The following is a 26686-nucleotide window of genomic DNA, read 5'->3' on the forward strand; positions in this document are numbered from 1 at the left end:
AAGCAGCATTAGCGTGAGACACGAGAACCTCCGGGTTAAGAGCGAAGAACTAGACAGCTCCACTCTGCCCGGAGGTTCTCCTCATCGCCCGGAACTCAAACAACGTCCCTGGGCACTACAATTAGCGCACCCAGGACCCCGCCGAAGATTCCGAACAGACCACCGATCGTGGCAGTACGGAGATCATGACGGCGCTCCGCGAGGACATCGCGACTAGAGCGCTCGATGACGGACACCCGCGACCTTCGCGCCAGCCACTTCCATCTCGATCGAGAAGCCTTGCGTCTGATTCCAAGCGGGCGAGAATTGCTTTCGATCACCCCTACAAGACTTCGGAGCGGGCTCGCAAAGACGTCTCCTCCGGGCGCATCGACCCACGTTTGCCCACCAGCCCAGGACGTGAGTCTCACAACCATATGGGGGTCTTCATTGTGCTGAAGGTGAAAGACCGTCACTACCTTGGGAAGGAGATTGACCAACTCCTCCAGTGGCAACGTTGAGTCGAAGCGCTCTTCGTTTACTGAAAGCATGTACTGGTTTGTGCCCGCGAACCTCTCGAACATCCGCAAGACAGCCAAGAGTGCCTCGCGATCATTTAGCCGAACCGGCTTCCGGCGTACGTGCGAGTTTGAGAAGCCTTCGTGGTCCCATTCTTCCAGGAGTTCGTAGTCGACACCCGTCAACGCAGCACCGCCCCAAACCCCCGCTCCGCCTTCGCGATGATCGCCTCACGCACGCCCAGCACTTCATCAGCAGATAGCGTGTGGTCCGCGGCGCGCATCACGACGTTCACGGCCAGCGACTTCTTGCCCTCGCCCACCTGCTCGCCCGTGTAGACGTCGAACACGCGCGCGGACTCCACCAGGTCTCCCCCGGCGTCGCGCACCGCGCGCACCAGGTCGCCTGCGGCGACGCCGTCACCCACCACGAACGCGAAGTCCTCCTTCGCGAGCACCTGCTGCGACACGGCCTCGGCACCGAGGATCGCGCCAGAGGTCGACTCGATCAGCGGGTCCAGCACGACCTCGAACGCCACAGTCCGGGCCGGGAGGCCGAGCGTCTCGCAGACCTTCGGGTGCAGCTCGCCGGCGTGGCCCACGAACTCCCCCGTCGGCAGCCAGTACGTGGCGGCGCGGCCCGGGTGCCACGGCGTCACCGAGCCCTGCTCCAGCTTCACCTCAGCACCGGTCGCGGAGACCACTCGCTCGACGGCTGCGAGCGCATCGGTCCAGTCCCACGCCGTGGCGTGGCCGTTCCAGCCCGCACGGACGCGGTTGCCAGCCATGATGCCGGCCACCCGGCGCGGCTGCGCCGGCAGGGCCACATCGATCGCCTCGACGACATCGGGCGTCACGACGCCGTCCGACGGCTCGGACAGGGCCTCGCCGCCGTTCTTGGCCTGGTATGCACGTCCGAGCTCGTAGACGGCGACATCGTGCTCGCCGCGGCCCAGGTTCACGCGCACCGCATCGACGAGCGTCGCCAGCATGGTGGTGCGCATCAGCGGCTGCTCCGCGCTCAGCGGATTGGCCAGGCGCACCACGGCGCGGCGCGGGTCCTCGGCGGGCACACCCAACTCGTCCAGGCGTGACTCCGACATGAACGGGTACGTCAGCACCTCGGTCAGGCCCGACTCCGCGAGCGTCCGCGCCACTGAGCGACGCTTGCGCTGCGAGTGCGTGTAGCCACGTCCTGGGGGCGCGACCGGCAGCACCGACGGGAGGTCGTCGTAGCCCTGCAGGCGCGCGACCTCCTCGACCAGGTTGATCGGCGCCTCGAGGTCCGGGCGCCACGTGGGCGGCGTCACCGTCAACTGGTCGCCCGCGCGAGCCACCGCACAGCCCACCTTCGTGAGGGCTTCCACGACCGCATCGGCCGTGTACTCCACGCCGACGATCCGCGAGGGGAAGCCCGCGTCCATCGAGATGGGCTTGGGCGCGACGGTCAGATCGAGGTCGGTCCACACCTCGTCGAGCTGGCCGCCGCCGAACTCCTGCATGAGCCGCAGCGCGCGCTCCACCGCGATGGGCGCGAGCGTGGTGTCGACGCCGCGCTCGAACCGGCGCGACGCCTCCGAGCCCAGCTTGTGACGCCGTGCCGTGCGCGCGACCGTGATGGGGTCGAAGTGCGCGCCCTCGAGCAAGATGTCGACGGTCGCCGCCGACACCTCCGTCAGCGCGCCACCCATCACGCCCGCCATGCCGATGGGCCGGTAGCCCTCGCCGCCCGCCGAGTCAGTGATCAGCAGGTCCTCGGGGTGAAGCTGGCGCTCCACGTCGTCGAGCGTCTCGAGTTTCTCGCCCTTGACCGCGCGGCGCACCACGATGGGCTCGACCACCTGGTCCAGGTCGTAGGCGTGCAGCGGCTGGCCCAGTTCGAGCATCACGTAGTTGGTGACGTCCACCGCGAGCGAGATCGAGCGCAGGCCCGTCTGCTCCAGGCGGCGCTTCATCCAGGTGGGCGTGGGCGCGGCCGGGTTGAAGCCGCGCAGCACCCGGGCCGCGAACCGGTCGCAGCCGACCGTCCCACGCACCGGAGCCTCGTCCTCGATGCCGATCTCGAAGGCATCCGTACCGGCCGCATCGGCCACTCGCGATCCCGAGATCTCCAGCACCGCCGGGTCGCGGAACTGTTGACCGGTCGCGTGACCGTACTCGCGCGCGACTCCGCGCACCGAGAACGAGTACCCGCGGTCGGGGGTGACGTTGATCTCGAGCACCTGCTCGTCGAGGCCCAGCAGCGGGATCGCGTCCTTGCCGGGCACCAGGTCCCCGTCCGCGACCACGCCGGGCAGCGTGACCTCGGACGCACCGGACGGCGAGGCGAGCACCACAATGCCGCCCGTCTCCTCCCCCAGGCCCAGCTCCTTGGCCGAGCAGATCATGCCGTCGGACCAGTGACCGTACGTCTTGCGCCCCCCGATGGGGAACGGCCCCGGCAGCACGCCGCCGGGCAGGATGCACACCACGAAGTCGCCCTCGGCGAAGTTGTGCGCACCGCAGACGATGCCCTTGGACTCCGGGTACTCGTCCTTGTTGTCAGGCTTGTGGCCGGGGCCGGCGGGGTCGTTGTGCTCCCCCACGTCCACGCGGCAGTAGTTGATGGTCTTGCCGTTGGAGGCGACCTCGGGCACGACGGACAGCACGCGGCCGATCACGAGCGGACCGCTGACGCCACCGCCCTCGATGCCCTCCTCCTCGAGCCCCACCTTCGCGAGCGCGACGGCGACATCCTCGGCGGTGTGACCGGGCACCAGGTCCACGGACTCCGCGAGCCAATTGAGCGGAATCTTGGGCATTACAACTCCATCCCGAACTGCTGTGAGAAGCGCACATCGCCCTCGACCATGTCGCGCATGTCCTTCACCCCGTGGCGGAACATCAGCGTGCGCTCGATCCCCATGCCGAACGCGAACGCCGTGTACTCCTCCGGGTCGATCCCCGCGGCGATGAGCACGTTGGGGTGCGTCATGCCGCAGCCGCCCCACTCGATCCAGCCGGTGCCGGAGCACGTGCGGCACCCCGGGTCCGATCCCTCGCACACGAAGCAGCGCAGGTCCATCTCCGCGCTCGGCTCCGTGAAAGGGAAGAACGACGGGCGCAGGCGCGTGACCGCATCGGGCCCAAAGAGGCTGCGGGCGAACGCGTCGAGCGTGCCCTTGAGGTGCGCCATCGTCAGGCCCTTGTCGACCGCGAGGCCCTCGATCTGGTGGAACACGGGGGTGTGCGTGGCGTCCAGCTCGTCGGTGCGGAACGTCTTGCCCGGGCACACCACGTAGATGCCGCGGGCCTCGTCGACCAGGGCGTCGCGGCGCTCGACGGCGGCGCGGATCTGCACCGGGGACGTGTGCGTGCGCAGCAGCAGCCCCGACTCGGGCGGGTCCACGAAGAACGTGTCCTGCATCTCGCGCGCCGGGTGGTCCGGGTCGAAGTTGAGGGCGTCGAAGTTGAACCACTCCGCCTCGATCTCGGGCCCCTCGGCGACCTCCCAGCCCATCGCGACGAATGTGTCGCACATGCGCTCCTGCATGGTCTCCAGCGGGTGACGCGCGCCGGTGAGCGTACGGCTCACGGGCAGCGTGACGTCCACGGTCTCCTCGACCAGCACGCGCGCATCCCGCTCGGCCTCGAGCACGGCCTGGCGCTCCGCGATGGCGGCGTTCAGCCGACCGCGCGCCGCGCCCATGGTCTTGCCGGCCGTGGCCTTGTCCGCGGGCTCCACGTCCTTGATCGCGCGGTTGGCGAGGCTCAGCGGCGCCTTGTCGCCCGTGTGGGCCAGGCGCGCCTCCTTGAGCTCCTCGAGCGTGGTGGCGGCGGCGATCGCGCTCAGCGCGTCGGCAACGGCCGCATCGACGCCGGCGGCGTCGAGGGGAGACAGGTCAGTCATGAGTGCCATTCCAGGGGGTTCGGGTTTCCGTCGGGAAGTCTACCGGCGCAGGCCAGGCATCCGGCCGATGCGGTTGCGGGGCCCACGCGCCAAGGCCCAGGGGTTCTCCCTGGGCCTAGATAAACGGCGAAGGTGCCGGGCGGATTGCCGCCTCGGGCTCCCGGGGCAGGCGCGCGCGGGCCGTGCTGGCGGTGCGCTCGCTCGTGCTCATGCCCACCATTGTAACGCTGAGCGCAGGGATCGACCCAGCCCGTGCATCGGCCGTCTTGGGCCTTCCCCACCCCCGCAAGTGTCGAATTCTGCGCGTTTTCCCGCCCCAAAGCGCACGGATATCGACACTTGCGGAGGCGGGGGGCTGGGATAGCGTGGGGAGCATGATCGATGTCGGATACGTGATTGTCAGCTCCTCCGCACCGCCGGAGGCCTTCTTCGAGCGCTGGACCGCTCACGACACCCACCCGGAGTGGGCCTCCAACGTCGAGCGGTTCCACCTGGACGAGCCCATCGCCATCGGCGCGAGTGGCGAGGTGAAGTCCACGAATGGCGAGTCCCGCCCCGTGCGCGTCACCGCCCTCGAGGAGCCGTACGTCTACGCGCAGACCACGGAACTGGACGGCGCGGAACTCACGGTGCACCACGAGGCCCGCCCCACCGCCGACGGCTCCAGGGTCGAGCTGCGAGCGTGGCTCGAGGGCCCACGAGCGGCGGAACTGGAGCGCCAGTTCCGCGCCAACGTGCAGCGCGCGCTCGAATCCGACATCAAGGCGCTCGTCGAACTCGTGGAGGGCAGGCGGCCCGACCTGGCCGACGACAGCGCCACCACCGACGGCGCCCACCCGGAGCTGACCGAGGACTAAGCGGCGCCGCCGCCCACCAACGAGGGCAGCAGCAGCAGGACGAACGCTCCCGCCACGGTGTTCAGGATCGCGACGCCGATCCGCGCGGCCTTGGGCATCATCGGGTTCTTGACGGCCATCACGTTCATGAAGAACAGGATCAGACCCAGCACCAGGCCGGGGAACAGGAACACGATGAGCAGCACGGGTAGGAACATGGCCATGCGCTCCGAGAGGCCCACGTGGGCGCCCATGCGCAGCACGTCGCCGTCCTCGGTGTAGAGCGTCTGGAATCCCGGGATGAAGCCGCGCGCCCTGAGCTTGGTGGTCTCGCCGTTGCGCAGGGGGATGGTCCAGCCGCCGCCCTTGCGCGACACCGGCTTGCCGTCGATCAGCACCTTGTAGAAGATGCGCTCCGACCCGGACACCCGCACGTCTCCGCGCGCGCCGGGAATGTCCAGCTTCACCGTGTCGTCGAACTTGCGCGAATCGTTGGTGTCGCCCTTGCTGTGTGCCATGCGTGCCCCTTCGAGTTTCTGGCGTGAGGCTACCAGCGCGCGGTGCCCACACTCGCCGCTGGAGCGGCCGATGCGGTGGTTCAGCCGCGGTGCGCCATCCCCTTCTCGCTGCGCTTGCCATCGACCAGCGCCACATCCGCCGCCATCACCAGTCCCCTGAGGTCCATGCCGGGCTTGCTCAGGGCATAGCCCGCCGTGACGCCCACCGACGTGTCGCCCAACGGCAGCCAGCCGAGCCGGTTCTCGACGCGCTCGCGAATGCGCTCCACGATGACGTGCGCATCCTCGCGGGCCCCCAGCGGCTGCAGCACCACGAACTCGTCACCGCCCAGGCGCGCCGCAACGTCGTCGCCACGCACGCTCTCCCTGAGTGCCTCTCCCGTCGCCGCGAGCGCCGCATCTCCCACGTCGTGCCCCAGCTCGTCGTTGAGGGCCTTGAACCCGTCAAGATCCAGCACCACCGCGAGCACGCGTTCGCCGCGGACCGACGCCTGCAGCAGCATGTCCTTGCCCGCGCGCTCGTACTCGTGGCGGTTCGCGAGGCCGGTCAGCTGGTCCGTGCTGGCACGCACCCGCATGCGCCGCACCGAGTGGCTGACATTCCACACCACCACGGCGGCGATGCCGCTCGCCGCCAACGACAGCCCGGACACCCACCACAGCGCGGCCCCGATGTTTCCAAGGCCCGCGGAGAGCTGCGAGGCGTCCGCGGTCAGGTGCACCTGCCAGTCGACGGACTCCGACGCGGGCAGCGACCGGTCCACCACCATCCGGTTGTTCGCGGTGGACCAGGCCGACTCGCCGCGATCCAGCACCTCGGAGGCCACGGGCAGGCCGAGGTCCTCCGCCGTCGGCACGCCGCCCGCCTGCTCTGCCAGCGCTTCGAGCTGCGCGGTGTAGCGATCGGGCGCTCCGATCACCTGAGAGGATCCGGTGAGGACGAACGCCTCCGCCCCCTCGCCGTAGGGAAGGTCGTCGAGGATCGACCGCAGCGTCTGCAGGTCCAGGTCCGCCCCGACCACCGCGACCAACTCCCCGTCCTCGCGCACCGCGGCCGCAGGAGACACGAGCGTGGTGGGATTGCCATAATCCAGGTACGGCGCGGTCCACACGCCCTCCGCTGAGGCCGCCGCGGCGACGAACCACGGCCGCGCAGGCGCGTCATAGTCGCTGGGTTCCGTCGCCCCCGAGAGCAGCACTAGGTCCTCGTCGTAGAACCTGACGGTCTCCTCGCCGCTGCCCGCGGCGATCCACTGCGAGCGGAAACCGTCCTCGCTGCGGCTCAGCGCCAGGAACCGTCCATCGGGCCAGCCCACGTACAGGGTCCGCACATTGTCGGTGCGCGTCAGCCGCTCGGCCATCGCCTCCATCAGATCGGCGCGGTCGGGCTCATCCCCGAAGCGAAGGGACAGCGCCGTGTCGTCGACCATGTCGCGACCGGAGGCGGCGTAGCGCGCCACGCTCTCGACTGTCAGGTCTGCCACATACTCGTACGTGTCCGCCGCCGCCGCGTCCACCTGCTGGCTGGCGAACGTGGACGCCACGACGATGACCGCGAGCTGGACCAGCACCGCCAACGCGATGAGGCTCGACGCGATCGTGTAGCCGCGCGCACCGAGCTGGCGCGGGATGCGGGTGCGGGAAGACACGGATAAGACTCTAGAGAGTGGAGGCGCTCTCGCACGAGCCCAGACGTGATTTCTTTCACACGGCGAGCCGCATATGCCCTGGATTGGGACAACTCGCCCACGTCGGCGCGCTACCGGGACGGGTCTGCGGGCTCCCCGATGCCGCCGGACGCGCGGCGCCGCTCGAATGCTGACGCCGCCTCCTCCGACGAATAGACGCGCCCCTTCTCCACCTTCTTGCCCGCCACCAGCGCCTGGTCGGCGTGCGCGATCAAGAGATCGAGGTCGCCCACGCCGATGCCGGCAGTCGCGTACCCGGCGGTGACTCCCACCCCGTCCGCCTCGGGGATGCGGGTGTGGATCTCGTGTTCGACCGCGTCGCGCACGCGCTGAACGACGTGCAGAGCGTTGACGCCGGGCCGCAGCACGTGCAGCATCGCGAACTCGTCTCCGCCGGTGCGCGCGGCCAGGTCGCCCGCGCGCGCCGATCCGGTGAGCGCCGCCGCCACCGCCGCCAGGCACTGGTCCCCCACGCCGTGACCGAGCTCGTCGTTGAGCTGCTTGAAGCGATCCAAGTCCAGCACGGTGACCATCACGACGTCGCCCCGATCCACGGCCCGGCGGGCCACCAGGCGCCCGCGCCGATAGAACTCGTGGCGATTCAGCAGCTTCGTGAGCGGATCCGTCATGGCCCGTTCGCGCAGCCGGCCCAGCGGGTGGCGCATCCACCACAGGACGATGGCGGCGATCAGCACCATCACCAGGGAGCCCACGTTGAACCACAGCACCATCGAGCCCAGCGCACCGAGCCCCGCCGAGAGCTCCTCGTCGGAGGCGCGCACGTGAAGACGCCAGGGAATGGTCTGGGCGACGGGGAAGCCGCGATCGAGCACCACCCTGTCGTCCTCGCGGCTGAAGCGCTCGGTCATCGGCCCCACGGACTCGGGGTCGACGTAGAGCCCGATGTCCGAGGCTTGCGGAACCTCGCCCGAGGCCCCGCTCAGGGCCGCGACATCGTCTGCGTAGGAGGTGGGCGCCGCCACGATGTCCAGCTGCTGCGTCAGCACGAATGCCTCCGCGCCCTCGCCGTACGGGAGGCCATCGAGGACGCCCGCGAGTTCGTCCAGGTTGAGGTCTGCGCCGACCACGGCGGCCACCTCACCGTCCTCGCGCACGGCTCGTGTCGCCGAGACGAGTGCGGCACCGTCGAAGTAGTCCACGAACGGAGGGCTCCAGCGCTCCCTCGTCGTCGAACCGACGCCGGTGTGATACCAGGGCCTCGTGCGCGGGTCGTAATCGGAGTCGGACACCTCGCGCGACAGCAGCACGAACGACGAGTCGTACACCCGCGACGTGACCTCCGGCCCGAACTCGCCGCCGCCGCGCTGCGACAGGAACGTGTCGCCGTCCCTGCGCACCACCATGAACTCGCCATCCGACCAGCCCACGTAGACGGCGCGCACCGCGCCTGCCGACGCCAGGCGCTGGAACAGGGATCGCTCGAGGGCGTCGCGATCCACGTCGGTGCCCACCAGCTCCAGCTCGCTCGCGGTGGCCGTGGTGGCGTGCCGTGCGGCCTCGGTGAAGCGGGACACGCGCTCCACCGTGAGCTCGCCCACATACTCGAAGGTGTCGATCGACGCCCGCTCGAACTGCCTGCCCGCCACCACCATCCCCACGAAACTCGTGAGCATCTGCAGCACGATGATCGCCGCCACCGAGGCGACCGCGAACGTGTACGCGCGCGAACGAGTCAGCGACGCGCCCGTAGGCCGCCGCCGCAGGCGGTCAGCGAGGCGAGTCATGAGGCGCCTCGACGCTGTCCGCATGGCTCATCACGCGGCGCCGGTCGACGTCCGACCTCGCCTCCCCTGCGGCGTAGACGCGCCCCTTCGCCGTCCTCTTGCCCGCCACGAGGGCGCGATCCGCGTGCACCACCAGCACGTCGAGATCGTCCATGCCGATTCCCGACGTGGTGTAGCCGGCGGTGACGCCCACGCCCTCGGCGGACGCGACGCGGGTGTGGATCTCATGCTCGACCGCATCGCGCACACGCTGTGCCACATGGAGAGGACTGTCGTCGGGACGCAGCACGTGGAGCGCGACGAACTCGTCTCCCCCGATCCGTGCCGCCAGATCGCCTGCACGCGCCGCCCCGGTGAGCCCGGCCGCCACCGCATGAAGCGCCTGGTCACCGGCCGCGTGACCGAACCTGTCGTTCAGGTCCTTGAAATAGTCGAGGTCCAGCGCCGTGACCATCACGACGTCGCCGCGCTCGCCCGCACGCTGCGCGACCAGGCGGCCGCGCCGGTAGAACTCCGTGCGGTTGAGCAGCCCGGTGAGCTGATCGGTCATCGCACGTGCCCGCAGCCGGCCCAAGGGCCGCCTCACCCACCACAGCAGCGAGCCTGCGACCGCGATCATCACCAGCGAGAACACGGTGATCCACAGCACCACGCTGCCGAGCGTGCCCAGGCCCGACGAGAGCTCTTCGTCCGACGCCACGATGTGAAGGCGCCACGGCAGTCCGTCGTCGATGGGGAAGCCGCGATCCAGGACCACGACGTCGAGCTCTCGACTGAACTGCACCGTGCCCAGGCCGACCGATCTCGGGTCCACCTCGAGGCCGAGATCCCACGTCCGTGCCACCGCAGACCCGGACTCGGCGATCTCGTCTCGATACGTGGAGGGCGCGGCGATGACCTTGAGGTCCTGGGTGATGACGAAGGCCTCGGCGCCCTCGCCATACGGGAGGGAGTCGAGCACGTCCCCGAGCACCTCGAGGTTGAGGTCGGCGCCCACGACCGCGGTCACCTCGCCCGCCTCCCGGGCGGCGTGAGCCGCCGAGACCAGGGTGCTGCCCTCGAAGTAGTCCACGTATGGCTGCGTCCACCTGGTCATGGTCGTGGCGGTCCCCGTCACGAACCATGGCCGGGTGCGCGGGTCGTAGTCGGACGGCTCCACCTGACGCGACGTGAGCGTGAAGTCGGCGTCGAAGGTTCGCGTGGTGACCTGGGGCCCCGCATCCCCGCCGCCGCGCTGCGAGAGGAACCCTTCGCCGTGCCGACGCAGGACCAAGAACTCACCGTCGGACCAGCCCACGTAGATGGCGCGCACGCCCGGCTCGCGCGCGAGCCGACGGTGCACGGAGAGCTCGAGGGTGTCGCGATCCATCCCGGCGCCCAACAGCTCGATCTCGTCCGCCGTGCCCTCCGCCACATCGCGTCCCGCCTCCGCAAAGCGAGAGACGCGCTCGGCGGTCAGCTCCCCCACATACTCGAACGTGTCGATCGACACCTGCTCGTACTGTCGCCCGGCGACGAGCGCTCCGGTGACCGTGGTGAGCATCTGCAGGACCAGAATCGTGCCAACGGTGACAGCCGCGAGCGTGTACGCGCGCGAGCGCGTCAAGGACGCGTCAGGAAGCCATCGTGACATGCCTCAAGAGTACGGAAACGGCACTCTACCTCGCGTGTTTCGCGATGTGACCTTGCTCACTGCGGCGCGGTGGCGGCTGACTGCGCGGTGTCCACTGGGGACGCCGCCTTCACTGATGACGCTGCGCGCTCGCCGACGCGTACAGGCACACCGAGGCCGCGGTGGCGAGGTTCAGACTCTCGGCGCGGCCGTAGATGGGGATGCGCACCACCTCGTCCGCGAGGTCACGCTCCTCGGCCGTGAGGCCCCACGCCTCGTTTCCCAGCACCCAGGCGGTGGGCGCCGCGAGCGCCTCAGGGTCCGCCCCTGGCTCTCCCAGCGTCACCGTGCCTGCGCCGTCGGCGGCGAGCACGCGCAGGCCTGCGGACTGCAGCTCCACGACGGCGTCCACGAGGGGCAGCGCGCGCACGACTGGAAGATGAAACAGGCTCCCGGCGGCGCTGCGCACCACCTTGGGGTTCGACGGGTCCACGCACTCCCCCGCAAGAATCACCGCGTCGGCCCCCGCGGCGTCCGCGGCCCGGATCACCGTGCCCGCGTTGCCGGGGTCGCGCACATTGCTGAGGACCGCGATCAGCTGCGGCCGGGCCGCCAGGACCTCGTCCAGAGCGATGCCCGTCTCGTCGACCACGGCGACGATGCCCTGGGCATCCCGGCTCATGGCCTCGAGCACGGCGTCCGTGCCGAGGTGCACCCACCGGCCCGCGTCGAGAGCGGCCGCGGCGATGTCGCGGTGACGCTCGAGGGCATCGGTGCTGAGGTACAGGTCGCGCACGCGTTCGGGGGCGAAGCGCACTGCCTCGCGCACCGACTGGGGGCCCTCGACCAGCAGCGCACCGGCCCTGGAACGCGCAGAACGCCCCGTCAGCGCCGCGACCTTCTTGACCCGCTCGGCTCGAGGATTATCGAGCGTGAGGGTCAACTGGTCGGGGCTGGCGGGGCGTCCTGTCATGCGAAAGGCGCTTACGCGGCGGGCGCGTTCACGTCCTCGGGGAGCGCCTTCTTGGCGGTCTCCACGAGGGCAGCGAATGCGGCCGCGTCGTTCACCGCGAGCTCGGCGAGCATGCGGCGGTCGACCTCGATCTCAGCGGCCTTGAGGCCCTGGATGAGGCGGTTGTAGGTCATGCCGTTGGCGCGAGCCGCGGCATTGATGCGCTGGATCCACAGCTTGCGGAAGTCGCCCTTGCGCTTGCGACGGTCGTTGTAGCTGTAGACCATCGAGTGGGTGACCTGCTCCTTCGCCTTACGGTAAAGGCGCGAGCGCTGGCCCCGGTATCCCTGGGCCCTCTCGAGGGTACTGCGGCGCTTCTTCTGGGCGTTGACCGCCCGCTTGACGCGTGCCATGTGTTAACTCCTTGATTCTCGGGCGGTTACTTGCCCAGCAGCTTCTTGATCTTCTTCGAGTCCGCGTCCGACAGGATGGCGGGGACGGCGACGCGGCGCTTGCGCGACGACGTCTTCTCCTCGAACTTGTGGACGTTCATGGCGTGCGCGTGCTTCACCTTGCCAGTGCCGGTGAGCTTGAAGCGCTTCTTGGCGCCCGAGTGGGTCTTGTTCTTAGGGCTCATGATTGCTCTTCCTTGCGTGATGTCCGCCCCGCACGGGGCGAACGTATAGTTCCCGGGCTATGCGCCGGACGTCTTGTTGTCGGCCTGGTCTGCCGCGACAGCCGGATCGACCGTCTCGGAGTCCTCGACCTTGTCAGCCTTCTCCGCCTTGGCGGGCTTCGCGGCCGTCTCGGTCGTCTCCGTCTTGTCCTTGTCGGCCTTGGCGGCGGCACGCTCGGCGCGCTCCGCCTTGTCGGCAGCCTTGCGGTCCTCGCGGACCTTGCGCTGCTCCTCCATGGCCTCGGCCTTCTTCTTCAGAGGGCCGAGCACGAGCGACATGTTGCGCCCCTCCTGGGACGGCATGTTCTCGACCACGCTGAGGTCCTGCAGCTCGTCCGCCAGCTTCAACAGCAGGCGACGACCCATCTCGGGCCGAGACTGCTCGCGACCACGGAACATGATCGTGACCTTGACCTTGTCGCCGCCCTTGAGGAAGCGGATGACGTGGCCCTTCTTGGTCTCGTAGTCGTGCTCGTCGATCTTGAGACGGAACCGCATCTCCTTGACCTCGGTGTTCGCCTGGTTGCGCCGCGACTCGCGAGCCTTGACCGCCGCCTCATACTTGAACTTGCCGTAGTCCATGAGCTTGACGACGGGCGGGCGCGAGTTGGGCGCCACCTCGACGAGGTCGAGGTCCGACTCCTGCGCGAGGCGGGTCGCGTCCTCGATGCGGACGATTCCGACCTGCTCACCGTTCGGTCCGACCAGGCGGACCTCAGGAACGCGGATGCGCTCATTGATACGGGGCTCGTTGATGGGTGGCTCCTTCTGTCGAGTCTGCTGCCGCCGGGCAAAGAAAAAGGCCCCTGCTCGAACACGAGTAGAGGCCACCGAGTCGACGGTGGATCGTTGCGCGCGAGGCGCGGCGATCACCGCAACCGGACCCTGGCCCAATTCTTTGGCCCTAGGGTGGGAGGTGGACTCCACTTGTGCGCCAGGGAGCGATCCCCAGCCGGTCAGTAATCGAGGATACCACCATGAGCGAGAATTCTCCCCTGCCGGGCGCCGATGCGCTCGGCGCGTCATCATCAGCCGCCAGAGATCTGGGCGACGTGAGCGCCGTCGAGGTCATCACCACTGTAGGCGTTCACCTGATGAGCGCCGCGGCGCTCCGGTGCGGGCTGGCGGAGGATGGCGAAGAGCATCGCGACCTCGACGAGGCGCGCAAGCTGATCGAGGCCCTCGCCGGCCTCATCACCGCATCCGCCCCAGACCTGGGCAACACCCACGCGCGCGCCTTGAGGGACGGGCTGCGAAGCGTACAGTTGGCCTTCCGGGAGGCCTCGACCATCCCGGACGCACCCGGCGAGGGCCCGGGTGAGAAGTACACGGGGGCAGTCACCTGAATCATGAGCACGGATACCGCGGACTACAGTCACGCGCGGCGCAGGAGCGACCGCGCGGGCGAAGCGTCTGCGGCGAGTGACGACGTGACGACCGAGCCCGAGGCCCCGGCGAACCCGAGCGAGGCCCCAGCCCCCGCATCGGCCGCATCTCCCGAGCCCCACCAGGACAGCACCGAGCACTACCACGAGGCCGGCCGCGACGACCTCGCCGCCGACGAGAGTGCGATCGACGACAGCACCATCGACGACGATGGCAGCCCCGACGGCGACGACGAGTCCGACGCCTCCGAGGCCGACGAGATCGACGACCCGGCGACCACTCCCATTCCCGTGCCGCAGGCGCCGGAGGGCCGGGGGCGCAGGCGCTCGGACCGCATCGCCCGCCACGACGCCCGGGGTCACGTCCGGCGCCGCACCGACGAGCCGCGGGCGCGGGCGCCGTATGACTACGACCGAGACCGCGAGATCGTCGATCCCCCACGCACGCGCGGACGGGCCGGCTGGATCGCCGCGACCATCGTGTTCGTGATGCTGTTCGGCGGCGCGGCCGCTCTCGACTACTACCTGTGGAACACCGCAGAGGAGTGGGAGACGCGAGCCGAGATGCTGACGGAGGCGAACTACGACCTCGGCGCGCGCCTCTCCGGCGAGCAGCAGACCACGATGCAGCTCGCGTCCGAGATCGACCTGCTCACGCAGCAGCTCGCCACGTCGAACCAGAAGGTCACCGACCTCAGTTCGGAGAAGGCCAACGCGGTCGACGAATCCGCGTTCTACCTCCAGCAGATCGACGCCCTCGAGGGTGACGTGTCCAGCGCCTCGGGCGTGGCGAACGCCCTGCACCGCTGCGTGGACGGGCAGCAGGAGCTCGTGACCTACCTGCGCGACGCGGAGAACTACGAGCCCGAGGAGCTCGAGGACTTCTCCGAGAGCGTTCGAGAGCTGTGCGCCGAGGCCGAGGCGGCGAACGACCGACTGCAGAATGCGCTGAGCGAATGACCCCGCCCGCCCCGTCGGCTCGCCGATCCTTCGCCGCCGCCCGCCGCGGACTCGCCCTCGCGGCCGCATCGGCCCTCGCCCTGACGGGCTGCGCCGTGGTCCCCCACCCACCAGCACCGATGCCCTCCGACTGGGTGCCGTCGCCGAGCGCGACCCCCATGGCCTCCACTGTGGGGCTGTCCCCCGACGGCTTCTCCGCGGCTCAGCGCATGACCGTGCGCGTGCGCAACATCGGGTGCGGATTCGTCAACACCGGCACCGGTTTCGCGCTCGACGCATTCACCCTCGTGACCAACCGTCACGTCATCGATGACTCGCAGACCATCGAGGTGTCGACCCACGATGGGCGCATCATCGACGCCACCGCCGCGTCGAGCACCACCGTGGCCGACATCGCGATCATCACCACCACCGAGTCGCTCGGCGGCGCGTTCGCGGCTCGCGCCGAGGAGGATCCCGAGGAGGGCGACGTCATCACGGTGGTGGGCTATCCCAACGGCGGCAAGCTCACGACGGTCTCCGGCGTGGTGCTCGGCTCGGTGCAGGACCCCCTGGGCTCCGCCGTGGACACGGTGCTCGCGACGACGGCCGTGGTGCAGCCCGGATCGTCCGGATCGCCGGTGCTGAACGACGACGGCGACGTGGTGGGGGTCGTGTACGCCAAGAACCCCGACTCGAATCAGAGCTTCATCGTGCCCGTCTCGGTGCTGAACACCCTGCTCGCTCAGCCGGCCCTGCTGGTGCCGGAGCGGGTCGACTGCAGCTGACCGCACCCGCGCTAGTATCTCGGCCAGACGCAGGCCGCCAGCCGAGGAGGACGCACCGTGAGCGGAACCGACGGGTACGGACCCCTCGACGACGGGGCTGCCGAGCAACCATCGGCACCGGCCACGCCGCCCGCGCCGCCCGCACCGCCCGCGAGACCACGCCGCGGCCGCCGCATCGTCAGGGCGCTCGGCTGGACCCTCGCAGCGACCGGCGTCGCCGCCCTGGCGGGCCTCAGCGGCTACCTGTGGATCACCCATGATCAGTGGGTCGACCAGAACGAACAGCTCCGGGCCGAGGCGCTCACCCTGGGAGAGGAACTGGCGACGGCGCGAGCGGAGGCCGGAGCGAACGCATCGGCTCTCGCCGAGACGCAGGCGCAGCTGGCCGAGGCCACCGAGACGATCTCAACCCTCGCGGACGGCGACGCGAACGCGAGCGACGGGCTGCGGGTCGCTACCCGCATCATCGAGCAGACGCAGGCCTGCGCCGACGATCGCGACGAGCTGATCGGGTATCTCAAGAACGCGTCCCAGTACACCGCCTCGAGCCTGCGTCAGGCCGAGGACGACATCAACGAGTTCTGCGACAACGTGGAGCAGTCCTGGAACGACTACCTGGAAGACAACGCGTGACCGTCGCGGTCGGGGTCCGGACTGCCGCGGCGGGAGCGGTCGCGTGGGTGGCGCTGTCCGGCTGCGCGGCCCTGCCGACGGCTCCGCCGCCGCTGCCCTCGACGTTCGTGCCCGAGGTCGCGGCGCCCTCCCCCGAGCCGGGCATCCCGGTGGGCGACGACGGCTTCACGGTCGTGGAGCGGGTGGCGTTGAGGGTGACCGTCGAGACCTGCGACGAGTACCGCAACGGGTCCGCCTGGGTGCTGGACGAGAACACGGCGGTCACCAACCGGCACGTGATCGAGGGAGCGGTCGACATCGAACTCACCAGCTACGACGGCCAGCGCTACGAGGGCACCGCATCCGTGCTGTCCGACGACGTCGACCTCGCGCTGGTGGACATCGACGGGACCTTCCCCGAGGCGGCGCAGCTGGCGACCGCGGAGCCATCCACCGGCGATCCGGTGTTCGTCGTGGGCTACCCGGAGGCCGGCCGCCTGACCACCACGACGGGCATCTACGCGGGGACGGTGCCGGACAACAGCGGGGTCGACGGCGAGGGCGCGTTCGCGATCGCGGCGGATACCAAGCAGGGCAACTCGGGCTCCCCGACCGTGGACGAGAACGGCGACGTCATCGGCGTGGTGTTCGCCTCGGACGAGTCGACCACCACGATCGTGGTCTCCCTCGAGTCCCTGCAGACCTTCCTCGGCGACCCCTCGCTGCAGGTCCCGAACGAGGCCGACTGCGAGCGCTGAGTCCTACGAGGCGGCTGCGAGCCGCAGTTCGAGGCTGTCCACGCGCTGCGCGATCACGTCCGAGTGAGCGAGCTCGCGCTGCACCCTCGCCACCACGTCGTCGACCTCGGGCTGCGTGAGGCCGGGGGTGAGCCTCAGGACCACGGTGACCTCCGCTCCCCTGCCGGCGACCGCGTCGACCTCCACGAGCGCCGAATCCGTGCTCACCGCCGAGGTGACGGCGTCGCGCACGTCGGCGGCCAGCTCGCCGTCGACGACCGCGGGGCGCCAGTCCAGCCCCTGGCCGAGCGCCCACACCGCCGGGCGAGGGACCACCACGGTCTCCATGCCGGGGTTGATCACGAGGCTCGCCCAGCTCTCCGCGATTGCGGCCAGCGCCGCGCGCGGGCCCTCGGCCGGGATGGGACGCGCCTTGTCGTTCCAGGCCCGGACCGCATCGACGTCCGTGAAGACCGGCAGCGCGGCGCGGCCGTCAGGCATCTGCACCGCGACCACGCCGGTCGAGGCGACCTCGTCCTTCTCCACGCCGTGCTCCCCCATCACGCGCTTCTCGCCGCTGGACATCACCGGGATCAGCACGCGCGCGTAGGCAAGGGCGTCCACCACCTCGCCGAGGGAGGTCTTGCCGTGGGAGTAGCGGATGAGCGCCTGCGCCAGGCGGGCGTCGGCGCTGCCGTCGTCGTCCGCGAAGACGGACGCCGGGATCTCCTTGAAGGGTTCCGCGCCGCTGGTGCCACCGGTGTCGCTCATGGTCACGATGCTACGCGCCAGCCCTGACGCGCCGTTGGCGCTACGGCCGCCCGGCGACGTCGAGAGCCTGCGGCAGCGTGAAGTTGCCGTTGTACAGCGCCTTGCCGACGATCGCGCCCTCGACGCCGCGGTCCGCGATGGCTCGCAGCGCGGCGATGTCCTCGAGCGAGCTGATGCCGCCGGAGGCCACCACGGGCGCGTCCGTCGCCTCGCACACGTCCATGAGCAGCTGAGTGTTGGGGCCGGACAGCATGCCGTCCTTCTTGACGTCCGTCACCACGTAGCGGCTGCAGCCCTCGCGGTCCAGGCGCGCGAGCACGTCCCACAGGTCGCCGCCGTCACGAGTCCAGCCGCGGCCCGCCAAGGTCGTGCCGCGCACGTCGAGTCCCACGGCCACGCGGTCGCCGTGCTTGGCGATCGCGGCGGCGGTCCACTCGGGGTTCTCGAGCGCGGCGGTGCCGATGTTCACGCGCGCACACCCGGTCGCGAGCGCGCGCTCGAGCGACTCGTCGTCGCGGATGCCGCCGCTCATCTCCACCTTGATGTCCACCGACTTCACCACGCGCTCGAGCAGCTCGGCATTGGAGCCGCGCCCGAACGCCGCGTCCAGGTCCACGAGGTGGATCCACTCGGCGCCGCCGTCGACCCAGTCCTGCGCCGCGGACAGCGGGTCGCCGTATCCGGTCTCGGTGCCGGCCTCGCCCTGAGTGAGGCGGACGGCCTGGCCGTCCGCGACGTCGACGGCGGGGAGGAGCTCGAGGTGACGGGAGTGGGGCATGGTCTCGCTTTCTGGTCAGACGGCCGATGCGCGGGCCCGGTTGATCTTTCCGGGCACCTGCGTGCGGGACCCAGGCTACCGGCACGGTGAGGCGTGCGCGCCCTCGACAGTACATCTCGGACTGTACTAACGTGGCCGGCATGAGCACCGCTCCTGCGACCACCGTGCCGTCGATCACCGCCGTGCCGACCGCTCAGGCGGAGCCCCGCGACCACATCGCGTGCGCGGCTCCCGCCCACACCGCGGCCGTGGCCCACGTGGCCCACGCGCTGTCCGATCCGACCCGCGCGGCCATCGTCCTCGCGCTGCGGCACGGCAGCCACTGCCCCGCCGACCTCGCGGCCGAGCTGAACGTCAGCCGCCAGTCCATGTCGAACCACCTCGCCTGCCTGCGCGGCTGCGGGCTGGTGGTCGCCGAACGTCGCGGCCGCCACGCGCACTACTCGCTCGCTGACCCGACGCTCGCGACCGCCCTCGAGGCGATGCTCGCGATGACCGTGACGCTCGACCCCTCGTGCTGCGACTCCGACGGGTGCACCTGCTGATGACCGCCCCCGTCCTGACCGGCGCCCGCGCCGCGACGCTGCGCCGGCGCATCCGCATCATCGTCGCGCTGACCATCGCCTACAACGTGCTCGAGGCGACCGTCGCGCTCATCGCCGGCAGCGCCGCGTCCTCGAGCGCGCTGATCGGGTTCGGCCTCGATTCGGTGGTCGAGGTCGCCTCGGCGGCGTTCGTGGCCTGGCAGTTCTCCGCTCCCGACCCGCAGCGGCGCGAGCGGGTCACGCTGCGCCTCATCGCGGGCGCGTTCTTCGCGCTCGCGCTGGTGGTGACGGCCGATGCGGCTCGCGCGCTGATCTCCGGCGACGCCCCTGAGCACTCGCAGGTGGGAATCGTGCTCGCCGCCCTGTCGCTGGCGATCATGCCCACGGTCGCGTGGCTCGAGCGGCGCACGGGCCGCGAGCTCGGCTCCGCGACCGCAGTCGCCGACGCCCGCCAGCTCATCATCTGCTCGTACCTCTCGGCCGCGCTGCTGGTGGGGCTCACCCTCAACGCGCTGCTGGGCTGGTGGTGGGCGGATCCCCTCGCCGCGCTCTTCATCGCGGGATTCGCGGTGCGCGAGGGGCTCGAGGCCTGGAGGGGCGACGGCTGCGCCACGACGTCGGGCGCGCTGCTGCACGGCCAGGAGTCCTGCGACTGCGAGGACGGCTGCCAGCAGCCCTCCCGCTGAACTCAGGTCAGGTAAGCGACTTCACCCAGTTGCGCAGCAGCTGGAGGCCGGCCTCGCCGGACTTCTCGGGGTGGAACTGCGTAGCCGTCAAAGGACCGTTCTCGACTGCCGCGACGAACCTGTCCCCCGCATCGGCCGGACCCGCCTCCGCCCACGTGACCAACGGGGCCTGGAAGCGCCCGGTGTCCTCGGTGGTGCCCAGCGGGAACTCACGCGCTCCGTACGAGTGGACGAAGTAGAAACGCTCGTCGGCCACGCCTTCGAAGATCACGGAGCCCTCGGGAACCTCGACGGTCGACCAGCCCATGTTGGGCACCACGGGCGCCTGCAGCTTCTCGACGGTGCCGGGCCAGTGGTCCAGGCCCTCGGTCTCGACGCCGTGCTCGACGCCGCGCTCGAACATCACCTGAAGTCCCACGCAGATGCCCAGGACCGGGCGCCCGCCCGAGAGGCGGCGCCCGATGATCTGGTCGCCGCGCACCTCCTTGAGGCCCGCCATCACCGCCTCGAATGCGCCGACGCCGGGGACGATCAGGCCGTCAGAGTGCTCAGCGACCGTGCGGTCCGCGGTGAGCGTCACCCGCGCGCCCACGTGCTCGACGGCCCGCACCGCGGAGCGGACGTTGCCGAAGCCGTAGTCGAGGACGGTCACCAGGGGGGAGTTCACGCGCTCCAGTCTAAACGGGTCTCGATGCGGCCGCTCCGGCCCGCTCGCGCCGTCCCCCTCGCGCCGTCCCACCTCTCGCCTTCCCACCGCAAGTGTCGAATTGCGTGCAGTTCGGGACCCGGAAGTGCACAGATATCGACACTTGCGGGGGGGGACTGCGGGTGAGGGGGCGCGCGGCGACAGGGTTGAGGGGCGCGCGGGGACGGGGGTGAGGGGACGCGGGGACGGGGTTGAGGGGACGCGGAGATGGGTCGAGTGGTGAGCGCGGCCGATGCGGGGGTTCAGTCCGCGCCGGCCTCCACTACTCCGCGCTCGGGTCGGGGTTCGAGTCGCGCTCGTTGTTCTCGCGCGCCTTCAGCTGCTTCTTGGCGTCCTTGGCGGCGCGGCGCAGCTCGCGGAAGGCCTTCATGCGGGACATGCGCGCCTCGAAGACCTTGCCTGGGTGGGTCCTGGCGATCTCGTCGATGGTCTGGGTGCCCGCCATCAAGGTGGTGATGACTCCCGGCGCCTGGTCGAGGGCGAAGCCCGGGGGGACGGTGTCTCCCTTGACGCCCTCGAGCCACCGGCGCACCGTGATCTGGCCGGCGCGCCGCTCCATCGCCAGAATGGCCTGGGTCTTCACGAACGCGCTCACCACCTCGCCGGCGGTGTCCACGGCGCCGTGGCTGGTGTCGTCGAGCACCGCGAAGGCCCCGGCCGAGGTCTCGATGGTCTGCCCCCGCACTCCGTTCAGGGCGCACACGGCCGCGAGCACGCGGCCGTTCTGGATGGGAGTGAACAGCGCGACGGTGTCCTTCTCGACGTGCGGACCGCTCTCCCCCATCGGCTTGGCGTCCGCCAGGCCCGCGAGGTCGTCGGGAACGTTGACGTCGCCCTCGCCCCCCGCATCGGCCGGATTGTTCTGAGCCGTCACAGCGCACCCTTGGTGGATGGGATGCCCTTCACCCGGGCATCGGCCGTCACCGCGGAGCGCAGCGCACGCGCGAGCGCCTTGAACTGGGCCTCCACGATGTGGTGCGGGTCGCGGCCGGCGAGCACGCGCATGTGCACGCAGATGCCCGCGTGGTGCGCGATCGACTCGAGCACGTGGCCCGTGAGCGAACCCGCGAAGTTGCCGCCGATCAGGTGCGTCGCCTGCCCCACCGGCTCGCCGATGTGGACAAAGTAGGGGCGCCCGGAGACGTCGACCACGCACTGCGCGAGGGACTCGTCGAGCGGCACCATCGCGTCGCCGAACCGCGAGATCCCGGCCTTGTCGCCCAGCGCCTGCTTGAGGGCCTCGCCGATGCAGATCGCGACGTCCTCGACCGTGTGGTGGCTGTCGATGTGCACGTCGCCGGTCGCCTGCACGGTGAGGTCCATGAGCGAGTGCTTGCCCAGGGCCGTCAGCATGTGGTCGTAGAACGGCACGCCGGTGCTGATCTCGGTGGTGCCCGAGCCATCCAGGTCGAGCTCGACGAGCACCTGCGACTCACTCGTTGCGCGCTCGATGCGTCCGGTGCGGCTCATGCGGTGACCTCCAGTAGCGCGCTGCGGAACAGCGCCATCTCCTGCGGCGTGCCGATCGACACCCGCAGCCATCCCTCGGGCCCCGTCACGCGGATCAGCACGCCGCGATCCAGAAGCCCCTCGAACACTCTCTCACGGTCCTCGAACGGCCCGAAGAGAGCGAAGTTCGCGTCCGTCTCCGCGACCGTGTAGCCCTGATCCGTCAGCCACGCGACGGTGTCGTCGCGCTCGGCGCGGATCTCGTCGACCTGCGCCTGCAGCTCGCGGTGATGCGCGAGTGCGGCCCTCGCGACCGCCTGCGTCACGGCGCTCAGGTGATAGGGCAGGCGCACCACGCGCAGGGCGTCGATGACGGGCTCGTGCGCCACGAGGTAGCCGAGCCGGCCGCCCGCGAGAGCGAAGGCCTTGGACATGGTCCGGCTCACGGCCAGGTTCGGGTGCTCGGGGATGATGGTCGCGGCGCTCGGCACTCCGGAGCGGCGGAACTCGGCGTAGGCCTCGTCCACGACCACCACGCAGCCGCCCTCGACGTCGTCGGCCGCGGCCATCAGCCCGCGCACGTCATCGAGGCTCAGCGCCGTGCCCGTGGGGTTGTTGGGGCTCGCGACGAGCACCAGGCTGGGCTCCATCTCGCGGATCGCGGCCTGGGCGGCGTCGATGTCCAGCGTGAAGTCCTCGCGGCGCGGCAGTGTCACGTAGTCGGTCACCGTGTCGCGCGCGTACTCGGGGTACATCGAGTAGGTGGGCGCAAAGCTGAGGACGCGCCTTCCGGGGCCGCCGAAGGCCTGGTGCAGGTGCAGCATGACCTCGTTCGAGCCGTTGGCGGCCCAGACGTTGCGCACCTCGACGAAGTCCACGTAGCTCTCCGCCGCGAGGTAGCGCGCCAGGTCGGCGCGCAGCGAGGTGAAGTCACGGTCCGGGTAGCGGTTGAGGCCCTCGGCGGCCTTGCGCACGGCCTGAGCGATCGCGTCCACCACGCTCGGCGGCGGCGCGTACGGGTTCTCGTTGACGTTGAGGCGCGCGGCCACGTCCAGCTGAGGGGCGCCGTATGGCTCCAGCCCGATCAGTTCCGGGCGCAGGGGCAGAGTCATGGCAGGAAGTCTAGTGGCCACCCTCCCCTCCCCGGTCGATACCCAGCACGGCCGATCTGGGAGTCCCGAGACGTCCTGGATACCCAGTACGGCCGATGCTCGGGCTGGCGTTCGCGATGTCGGCGGCCGCGCCTACGGTGGGGGCATGGCATCCTCCCCCGCACCCGCCGACGTCTCTGAGACCGAGCCCACCCCCGCATCGGCCGCACTGCGCGCGGAAGGCGAGGCCGCGCTGCAGGCGCTGGTGGGCCGGGACGACGTCGCGCTGCGCGACGACCAGTGGCGCGCCATCGAGGCGCTCGTGGCCCGCCAGGCGCGAGCACTCGTGGTGCAGCGCACGGGCTGGGGCAAGTCCGCCGTCTACTTCGTGGCGACCATGCTGCTGCGCGCCCGAGGGGCGGGGCCGACCATCATCGTGTCGCCGCTGCTGGCGCTGATGCGCGACCAGATCTCGGCGGCGTCGCGCGCCGGGATCCGCGCCGCGACCGTGAACTCCGCGAACGTCACCGAATGGGACCAGGTGCACGCGTCGATCGCCGCCGGCGAGATCGACGTGCTGCTGTGCTCGCCCGAGCGGCTCAACAATCCGCAGTTCCGCGACGAGGTGTTGCCCAGGCTGGCGGCCGATGCGGGGCTCGTGGTGATCGACGAGGCTCACTGCATCTCCGACTGGGGTCACGACTTCCGGCCCGACTACCGGCGCATCCGCACGCTGCTCTCGGAGTTGCCGGACGGCATCCCGGTGCTCGCGACCACGGCGACCGCGAACTCGCGCGTGACCGCCGACGTCGCGGAGCAGCTGGGCGTGCGCCGGGCGGACGTCGAGGCGGGCGGCGGCCTGGATCGGCACGACGATGTGCTGGTGCTGCGCGGCGCGCTGGACCGCGAGTCGCTGCACCTGGGCGTGGTGCAGCTGCCGGATCCTGCCGCGCGGGTGGCGTGGCTGGCCCAGGCGCTGAGAGAGATCGACGGCTCGGGGATCATCTACTGCCTGACGGTCTCGGCAGCGGAGGAGGTCGCGTCGCAGCTGCGCGCCGCCGGCCACACGGTGGGCGCCTACACGGGCCGCACCGACACGGCCGAGCGCGAGCAACTCGAGGAGGACCTCAAGGCCAACCGGGTGAAGGCGCTGGTCGCGACGTCCGCGCTCGGGATGGGGTTCGACAAGCCCGACCTTGCATTCGTGATCCACCTGGGTGCTCCGTCGTCCCCGATCGCGTACTACCAGCAGGTGGGGCGCGCGGGCCGTGGGGTCGATCGTGCGCTCGTGGTGCTGCTGCCCGGGGCAGAGGACCGCGCCATCTGGGAGTGGTTCGGCTCGCAGGCCTTCCCGCCCGAGGACCAGGTGCGCGCGGCGCTGGGAGCACTGGGGACCGCGCAGCCCACGTCCGTGGCGGCGCTCGAGACGCAGGTGGACCTGCGGCGCGGCCGCCTGGAGTCGATGCTCAAGGTGCTCGACGTGGACGGCGCGGTGCGCCGCGTCAAGGGCGGCTGGATGGCGACCGGCGAGGACTGGGCCTACGACGCCGATCGCTACGCACGCGTCGCGGAGACCCGGGCCGCCGAGCAGGGCACGATGCTCGAGTACGAGCGCCTCGACACGTGCCGCATGGCGTTCCTCAGGCGCGTGCTCGACGATCCGGACCTGACCGACGGGTGGCGCTGCGGACGCTGCGACGTGTGCGGAGGCGTGGAGCTTCCTGCGGTGCCGGACGGCACGGCCGTCGAGGCGGCACGCGACGGCATGGACCGCGTGGGCGTGGAGATCGTGCCACGTCGGCAGTGGCCGAGCGGCATGGACGCGCTCGGAGTGGAGCTGCGCGGGCGCATTACCGCCGACGAGCAGGCCAAGGGCGGGCGTGCGATTGCGAGGCTCGACGGGCTGGGGTGGTCGGGGGCGCTGCGAGACCTGTTCGAGTCGCGGGACGAGTCGGGTGCTCCGGTCGATGGCGAGACGCCCCCGCCGCTGCGCGAGGCCGCCGTCCGCGCTCTCGAGGACTGGAGCGAGCTGTGGGGTGGGGTCACCGGCCCGTCATCGTCGCTCGCCGTGCACGGCGTGATGTCGGTGCGGTCGGCGACCCGGCCGCAGCTCATGGACCACCTGGGGCCGGGCCTCGCGCGGTTCTTGAAGGTGCCGTTCGTGGGGACGCTGGGGCCCGTGTCCTCGCGGCCCGAGCCGGACCGACACGACGTCAACTCCGCGCAGCGACTCGCGTCGGTGTCGAGGCGGATCGGTCTCGAGCTGGAGGGCGACGCGCTCGAAGGACTGCGAGGGAAGTCGGTGCTGCTCGTGGACGACTACACGGATTCCGGGTGGACCCTCACCGTGGCGTCACGACTGCTGCTGCGCGCGGGCGCCGGCGAGGTGTACCCGTTCGTGCTGGGTGTTCGATGATGCGGCGCGTGCGCTGATGCCGCGGGCGCGCTGACTCGAGGAGCTACCGCTCGAAACGCGCGCGGATCGCCTCGCCGTGAGCCGGGAGGTCCTCGGCCTCCGCGAGCGCGACCGCGCTGTCCCCCACTGCCGCAAGCGCATCGGCCGTGTAGTGGATGGTCGAGACGGCCTTGAGGAAGCTTGCCGTGTTGAGCCCGCTCGCGAAGCGAGCGGTGCCGCCGGTGGGCAGCACGTGGTTCGAGCCCGCGATGTAGTCGCCCAGCGAGACGGGGCTGTGGGGACCGACGAAGATCGCGCCGGCGTTGCGGATCCGGCCGGCCACCGCAGCGGCGTCCCGGGTGTGGATCTCCAGGTGCTCGGCGCCGTACGCGTCCGCGGCCTGGATCGACTGGTCGATGCCGCCGGTGAGGATGACCGCGCTCTGGCGACCCGTGAGGGCCTCCTTGGCGCGCGCGAGGTGCCGGGTCGCATCGGCCCGTCGCTGCAGGGCGATCTCGACGCGGTCGGCGAGGTCCTCGGAGTCGGTGATCAGCACGGAACCGGCCATCGGGTCATGCTCGGCCTGGCTGAGGAGGTCGGCGGCGACGAAGTCGGGGTCCGCGCTGTCGTCGGCGATGATCGCGATCTCGGTGGGACCCGCCTCGGAGTCGATGCCCACCAGGCCGTTGACCGCGCGCTTGGCGGCGGCGACATAGACGTTGCCGGGGCCCGTGATGATGTCGACCGGATCGCACAGGTCGTCGACGCCGTACGCCAGCAGACCGATCGCCTGCGCGCCGCCCACCGCGTAGACCTCGTCGACTCCCAGCAGCGCGCACGCCGCCAGGATCGTCGGGTGAGGCTCGCCGCCGAAGGCCTTCTGGGGCGGGGTCGCGACCGCGATGGACTCCACGCCGGCGGCCTGGGCCGCGACCACGTTCATCACCACGGAGCTGGGATAGACGGCGAGGCCGCCGGGAACGTAGAGGCCCACGCGGCCCACGGGGACCCATCGCTGCGACACGGTGGCGCCCTCTGCCACCTCGACTGACACTGGCGGCGGGACGGTGGCCTCGTGAAAGGTCCGGACTCGCGAGATGGCCTCGCGGAGGGCGTCCAACACCGCGTCGTCCTGGGTCGCGACGGCGGCCTCGATGCGGCCGGACGGGACCCGGATGTGCTCGGGCGTCACGCCGTCGAACCGCTCGCCGTACTCCCTGATCGCCTCGGCGCCGCGGGTGCGGACGGCTTCAAGGATGGGCTGCACGGTCGCGAGCGCCTCGGCGACGTCCACGTCCGCACGGGGGACGATCGCGAGCAGCTCGCGGGCGGTCAGGTCGCGGTCACGCAGGTCGATTCGGCTCAGCACGCGCACCAGCCTATCCCCGCCC

Annotated in this window: 26 protein-coding genes; 9 read left to right on the forward strand and 17 right to left on the reverse strand. The window is 70.5% G+C overall.

Annotation, left to right across the window (positions count from 1 at the left end):
* Nucleotides 1-679 precede the first annotated feature (679 nt).
* Together pheT and pheS are read right to left on the reverse strand one after the other, a co-directional pair.
* A complete protein-coding gene (pheT, locus tag ACNI14_RS12310; protein WP_420520342.1) occupies nt 680-3298 on the reverse strand; it encodes a phenylalanine--tRNA ligase subunit beta in 2619 nt (872 codons plus the stop codon).
* Entirely contained in the window at nt 3298-4386 is a 1089-nt protein-coding gene (gene pheS / locus ACNI14_RS12315; RefSeq protein WP_420520343.1) for a phenylalanine--tRNA ligase subunit alpha, read from the reverse strand. The genes pheT and pheS overlap by 1 nt, the downstream gene beginning before the upstream one ends.
* 374 nt (nt 4387-4760) lie before the next feature.
* On the opposite strand from pheS, the gene ACNI14_RS12320 reads away from it, so the two are divergent.
* Entirely contained in the window at nt 4761-5243 is a 483-nt protein-coding gene (locus tag ACNI14_RS12320; RefSeq protein WP_420520344.1) for an SRPBCC family protein, read from the forward strand.
* On the opposite strand, the gene ACNI14_RS12325 is transcribed toward ACNI14_RS12320, so the two are convergent.
* The 8 genes from ACNI14_RS12325 to infC form a co-directional block, all read right to left on the reverse strand.
* Nucleotides 5240-5740, reverse strand: coding sequence for a hypothetical protein (locus ACNI14_RS12325; protein ID WP_420520345.1), 501 nt, complete (start codon nt 5738-5740; stop codon nt 5240-5242). The genes ACNI14_RS12320 and ACNI14_RS12325 overlap by 4 nt on opposite strands.
* Before the next feature lie 80 nt (nt 5741-5820).
* The gene (locus ACNI14_RS12330; RefSeq protein WP_420520346.1) at nt 5821-7389 is read right to left on the reverse strand and encodes a GGDEF domain-containing protein; all 1569 of its coding nucleotides are present in this window, start codon (nt 7387-7389) and stop codon (nt 5821-5823) included.
* Between the two features lie 110 nt (nt 7390-7499).
* Nucleotides 7500-9173 carry a GGDEF domain-containing protein gene (locus tag ACNI14_RS12335; RefSeq protein ID WP_420520347.1) on the reverse strand — a complete coding sequence of 558 codons (1674 nt, stop codon included), beginning with the start codon at nt 9171-9173 and terminating at the stop codon, nt 7500-7502.
* Nucleotides 9157-10806, reverse strand: coding sequence for a GGDEF domain-containing protein (locus tag ACNI14_RS12340; RefSeq protein WP_420520348.1), 1650 nt, complete (start codon nt 10804-10806; stop codon nt 9157-9159). Before ACNI14_RS12340 ends, ACNI14_RS12335 begins: the two co-directional genes overlap by 17 nt.
* A 109-nt stretch (nt 10807-10915) precedes the next feature.
* Nucleotides 10916-11758 (reverse strand): TrmH family RNA methyltransferase, encoded by an 843-nt coding sequence (locus ACNI14_RS12345; RefSeq protein ID WP_420520349.1) that lies wholly within the window; start codon nt 11756-11758, stop codon nt 10916-10918.
* Between the two features lie 11 nt (nt 11759-11769).
* Nucleotides 11770-12150, reverse strand: coding sequence for a 50S ribosomal protein L20 (gene rplT / locus ACNI14_RS12350; protein ID WP_420520350.1), 381 nt, complete (start codon nt 12148-12150; stop codon nt 11770-11772).
* Between the two features lie 26 nt (nt 12151-12176).
* Nucleotides 12177-12374 carry a 50S ribosomal protein L35 gene (gene rpmI, locus ACNI14_RS12355; RefSeq protein WP_420520351.1) on the reverse strand — a complete coding sequence of 66 codons (198 nt, stop codon included), beginning with the start codon at nt 12372-12374 and terminating at the stop codon, nt 12177-12179.
* Between the two features lie 57 nt (nt 12375-12431).
* Complete coding sequence (gene infC, locus ACNI14_RS12360) at nt 12432-13244, reverse strand: translation initiation factor IF-3 (protein WP_420520352.1); 813 nt, start codon at nt 13242-13244, stop codon at nt 12432-12434.
* Between the two features lie 146 nt (nt 13245-13390).
* On the opposite strand from infC, the gene ACNI14_RS12365 reads away from it, so the two are divergent.
* The 5 genes from ACNI14_RS12365 to ACNI14_RS12385 are packed head-to-tail and all read left to right on the forward strand — an operon-like array spanning nt 13391 to nt 16895.
* Entirely contained in the window at nt 13391-13759 is a 369-nt protein-coding gene (locus tag ACNI14_RS12365) for a DUF1844 domain-containing protein (RefSeq protein WP_420520353.1), read from the forward strand.
* A gap of 3 nt (nt 13760-13762) precedes the next feature.
* The gene (locus tag ACNI14_RS12370; protein ID WP_420520354.1) at nt 13763-14758 is read left to right on the forward strand and encodes a hypothetical protein; all 996 of its coding nucleotides are present in this window, start codon (nt 13763-13765) and stop codon (nt 14756-14758) included.
* Nucleotides 14755-15525 carry a S1 family peptidase gene (locus ACNI14_RS12375; protein WP_420520355.1) on the forward strand — a complete coding sequence of 257 codons (771 nt, stop codon included), beginning with the start codon at nt 14755-14757 and terminating at the stop codon, nt 15523-15525. The genes ACNI14_RS12370 and ACNI14_RS12375 overlap by 4 nt, the downstream gene beginning before the upstream one ends.
* Before the next feature lie 57 nt (nt 15526-15582).
* Nucleotides 15583-16158 (forward strand): hypothetical protein, encoded by a 576-nt coding sequence (locus tag ACNI14_RS12380; RefSeq protein ID WP_420520356.1) that lies wholly within the window; start codon nt 15583-15585, stop codon nt 16156-16158.
* On the forward strand, nt 16155-16895 hold the full coding sequence (locus tag ACNI14_RS12385) for a trypsin-like peptidase domain-containing protein (RefSeq protein WP_420520357.1): 741 nt from the start codon (nt 16155-16157) through the stop codon (nt 16893-16895). The genes ACNI14_RS12380 and ACNI14_RS12385 overlap by 4 nt, the downstream gene beginning before the upstream one ends.
* 3 nt (nt 16896-16898) lie before the next feature.
* On the opposite strand, the gene ACNI14_RS12390 is transcribed toward ACNI14_RS12385, so the two are convergent.
* Nucleotides 16899-17645 (reverse strand): SseB family protein, encoded by a 747-nt coding sequence (locus tag ACNI14_RS12390; RefSeq protein ID WP_420520358.1) that lies wholly within the window; start codon nt 17643-17645, stop codon nt 16899-16901.
* 40 nt (nt 17646-17685) lie between these two features.
* On the reverse strand, nt 17686-18423 hold the full coding sequence (priA, locus tag ACNI14_RS12395; protein ID WP_420520359.1) for a bifunctional 1-(5-phosphoribosyl)-5-((5-phosphoribosylamino)methylideneamino)imidazole-4-carboxamide isomerase/phosphoribosylanthranilate isomerase PriA: 738 nt from the start codon (nt 18421-18423) through the stop codon (nt 17686-17688).
* A 140-nt stretch (nt 18424-18563) separates the two neighbouring features.
* On the opposite strand from priA, the gene ACNI14_RS12400 reads away from it, so the two are divergent.
* Both ACNI14_RS12400 and ACNI14_RS12405 read left to right on the forward strand, forming a co-directional pair.
* Nucleotides 18564-18968, forward strand: a complete 405-nt coding sequence (locus tag ACNI14_RS12400; protein ID WP_420520360.1) for an ArsR/SmtB family transcription factor — start codon at nt 18564-18566, stop codon at nt 18966-18968.
* Complete coding sequence (locus ACNI14_RS12405; protein WP_420520361.1) at nt 18968-19654, forward strand: cation efflux transmembrane domain-containing protein; 687 nt, start codon at nt 18968-18970, stop codon at nt 19652-19654. Before ACNI14_RS12400 ends, ACNI14_RS12405 begins: the two co-directional genes overlap by 1 nt.
* A 7-nt stretch (nt 19655-19661) precedes the next feature.
* Here ACNI14_RS12405 and hisH read toward each other — a convergent pair whose 3' ends face one another.
* The 4 genes from hisH to ACNI14_RS12425 all read right to left on the reverse strand — a co-directional run bounded on the left by hisH (nt 19662) and on the right by ACNI14_RS12425 (nt 22921).
* Nucleotides 19662-20321: an imidazole glycerol phosphate synthase subunit HisH gene (gene hisH / locus ACNI14_RS12410; RefSeq protein ID WP_420520362.1), complete on the reverse strand. Its 660-nt coding sequence runs from the start codon at nt 20319-20321 to the stop codon at nt 19662-19664.
* A gap of 301 nt (nt 20322-20622) precedes the next feature.
* Nucleotides 20623-21234: a hypothetical protein gene (locus ACNI14_RS12415; protein WP_420520363.1), complete on the reverse strand. Its 612-nt coding sequence runs from the start codon at nt 21232-21234 to the stop codon at nt 20623-20625.
* Entirely contained in the window at nt 21231-21830 is a 600-nt protein-coding gene (hisB, locus tag ACNI14_RS12420; protein WP_420520364.1) for an imidazoleglycerol-phosphate dehydratase HisB, read from the reverse strand. Before hisB ends, ACNI14_RS12415 begins: the two co-directional genes overlap by 4 nt.
* Nucleotides 21827-22921, reverse strand: a complete 1095-nt coding sequence (locus ACNI14_RS12425) for a histidinol-phosphate transaminase (protein WP_420520365.1) — start codon at nt 22919-22921, stop codon at nt 21827-21829. The genes hisB and ACNI14_RS12425 overlap by 4 nt, the downstream gene beginning before the upstream one ends.
* Nucleotides 22922-23066: 145 nt before the next feature.
* On the opposite strand from ACNI14_RS12425, the gene ACNI14_RS12430 reads away from it, so the two are divergent.
* On the forward strand, nt 23067-25316 hold the full coding sequence (locus tag ACNI14_RS12430) for a RecQ family ATP-dependent DNA helicase (protein WP_420520366.1): 2250 nt from the start codon (nt 23067-23069) through the stop codon (nt 25314-25316).
* A gap of 43 nt (nt 25317-25359) precedes the next feature.
* On the opposite strand, the gene hisD is transcribed toward ACNI14_RS12430, so the two are convergent.
* Nucleotides 25360-26664 carry a histidinol dehydrogenase gene (gene hisD / locus ACNI14_RS12435; RefSeq protein WP_420520367.1) on the reverse strand — a complete coding sequence of 435 codons (1305 nt, stop codon included), beginning with the start codon at nt 26662-26664 and terminating at the stop codon, nt 25360-25362.
* Between the last annotated feature and the right edge of the window lie 22 nt (nt 26665-26686).

The sequence above is a fragment of the Demequina pilifera genome (genome assembly GCF_048814985.1).
In the GTDB taxonomy this organism is placed as follows: Bacteria; Actinomycetota; Actinomycetes; order Actinomycetales; family Demequinaceae; genus Demequina.

Excerpts from the sequence above, each read along its gene's own strand:
- pheT (WP_420520342.1), bottom strand. The coding sequence starts at position 3,298 with ATGCCCAAGATTCCGCTCAATTGGCTCGCGGAGTCCGTGGACCTGGTG.
- pheS (WP_420520343.1), bottom strand. The coding sequence starts at position 4,386 with ATGACTGACCTGTCTCCCCTCGACGCCGCCGGCGTCGATGCGGCCGTT.
- ACNI14_RS12320 (WP_420520344.1), top strand. The coding sequence starts at position 4,761 with ATGATCGATGTCGGATACGTGATTGTCAGCTCCTCCGCACCGCCGGAG.
- ACNI14_RS12325 (WP_420520345.1), bottom strand. The coding sequence starts at position 5,740 with ATGGCACACAGCAAGGGCGACACCAACGATTCGCGCAAGTTCGACGAC.
- ACNI14_RS12335 (WP_420520347.1), bottom strand. The coding sequence starts at position 9,173 with ATGACTCGCCTCGCTGACCGCCTGCGGCGGCGGCCTACGGGCGCGTCG.
- ACNI14_RS12340 (WP_420520348.1), bottom strand. The coding sequence starts at position 10,806 with ATGTCACGATGGCTTCCTGACGCGTCCTTGACGCGCTCGCGCGCGTAC.
- ACNI14_RS12345 (WP_420520349.1), bottom strand. The coding sequence starts at position 11,758 with ATGACAGGACGCCCCGCCAGCCCCGACCAGTTGACCCTCACGCTCGAT.
- rplT (WP_420520350.1), bottom strand. The coding sequence starts at position 12,150 with ATGGCACGCGTCAAGCGGGCGGTCAACGCCCAGAAGAAGCGCCGCAGT.
- rpmI (WP_420520351.1), bottom strand. The coding sequence starts at position 12,374 with ATGAGCCCTAAGAACAAGACCCACTCGGGCGCCAAGAAGCGCTTCAAG.
- ACNI14_RS12365 (WP_420520353.1), top strand. The coding sequence starts at position 13,391 with ATGAGCGAGAATTCTCCCCTGCCGGGCGCCGATGCGCTCGGCGCGTCA.
- ACNI14_RS12370 (WP_420520354.1), top strand. The coding sequence starts at position 13,763 with ATGAGCACGGATACCGCGGACTACAGTCACGCGCGGCGCAGGAGCGAC.
- ACNI14_RS12375 (WP_420520355.1), top strand. The coding sequence starts at position 14,755 with ATGACCCCGCCCGCCCCGTCGGCTCGCCGATCCTTCGCCGCCGCCCGC.
- ACNI14_RS12390 (WP_420520358.1), bottom strand. The coding sequence starts at position 17,645 with ATGAGCGACACCGGTGGCACCAGCGGCGCGGAACCCTTCAAGGAGATC.
- priA (WP_420520359.1), bottom strand. The coding sequence starts at position 18,423 with ATGCCCCACTCCCGTCACCTCGAGCTCCTCCCCGCCGTCGACGTCGCG.
- ACNI14_RS12400 (WP_420520360.1), top strand. The coding sequence starts at position 18,564 with ATGAGCACCGCTCCTGCGACCACCGTGCCGTCGATCACCGCCGTGCCG.
- ACNI14_RS12405 (WP_420520361.1), top strand. The coding sequence starts at position 18,968 with ATGACCGCCCCCGTCCTGACCGGCGCCCGCGCCGCGACGCTGCGCCGG.
- hisB (WP_420520364.1), bottom strand. The coding sequence starts at position 21,830 with ATGAGCCGCACCGGACGCATCGAGCGCGCAACGAGTGAGTCGCAGGTG.
- ACNI14_RS12425 (WP_420520365.1), bottom strand. The coding sequence starts at position 22,921 with ATGACTCTGCCCCTGCGCCCGGAACTGATCGGGCTGGAGCCATACGGC.
- ACNI14_RS12430 (WP_420520366.1), top strand. The coding sequence starts at position 23,067 with ATGGCATCCTCCCCCGCACCCGCCGACGTCTCTGAGACCGAGCCCACC.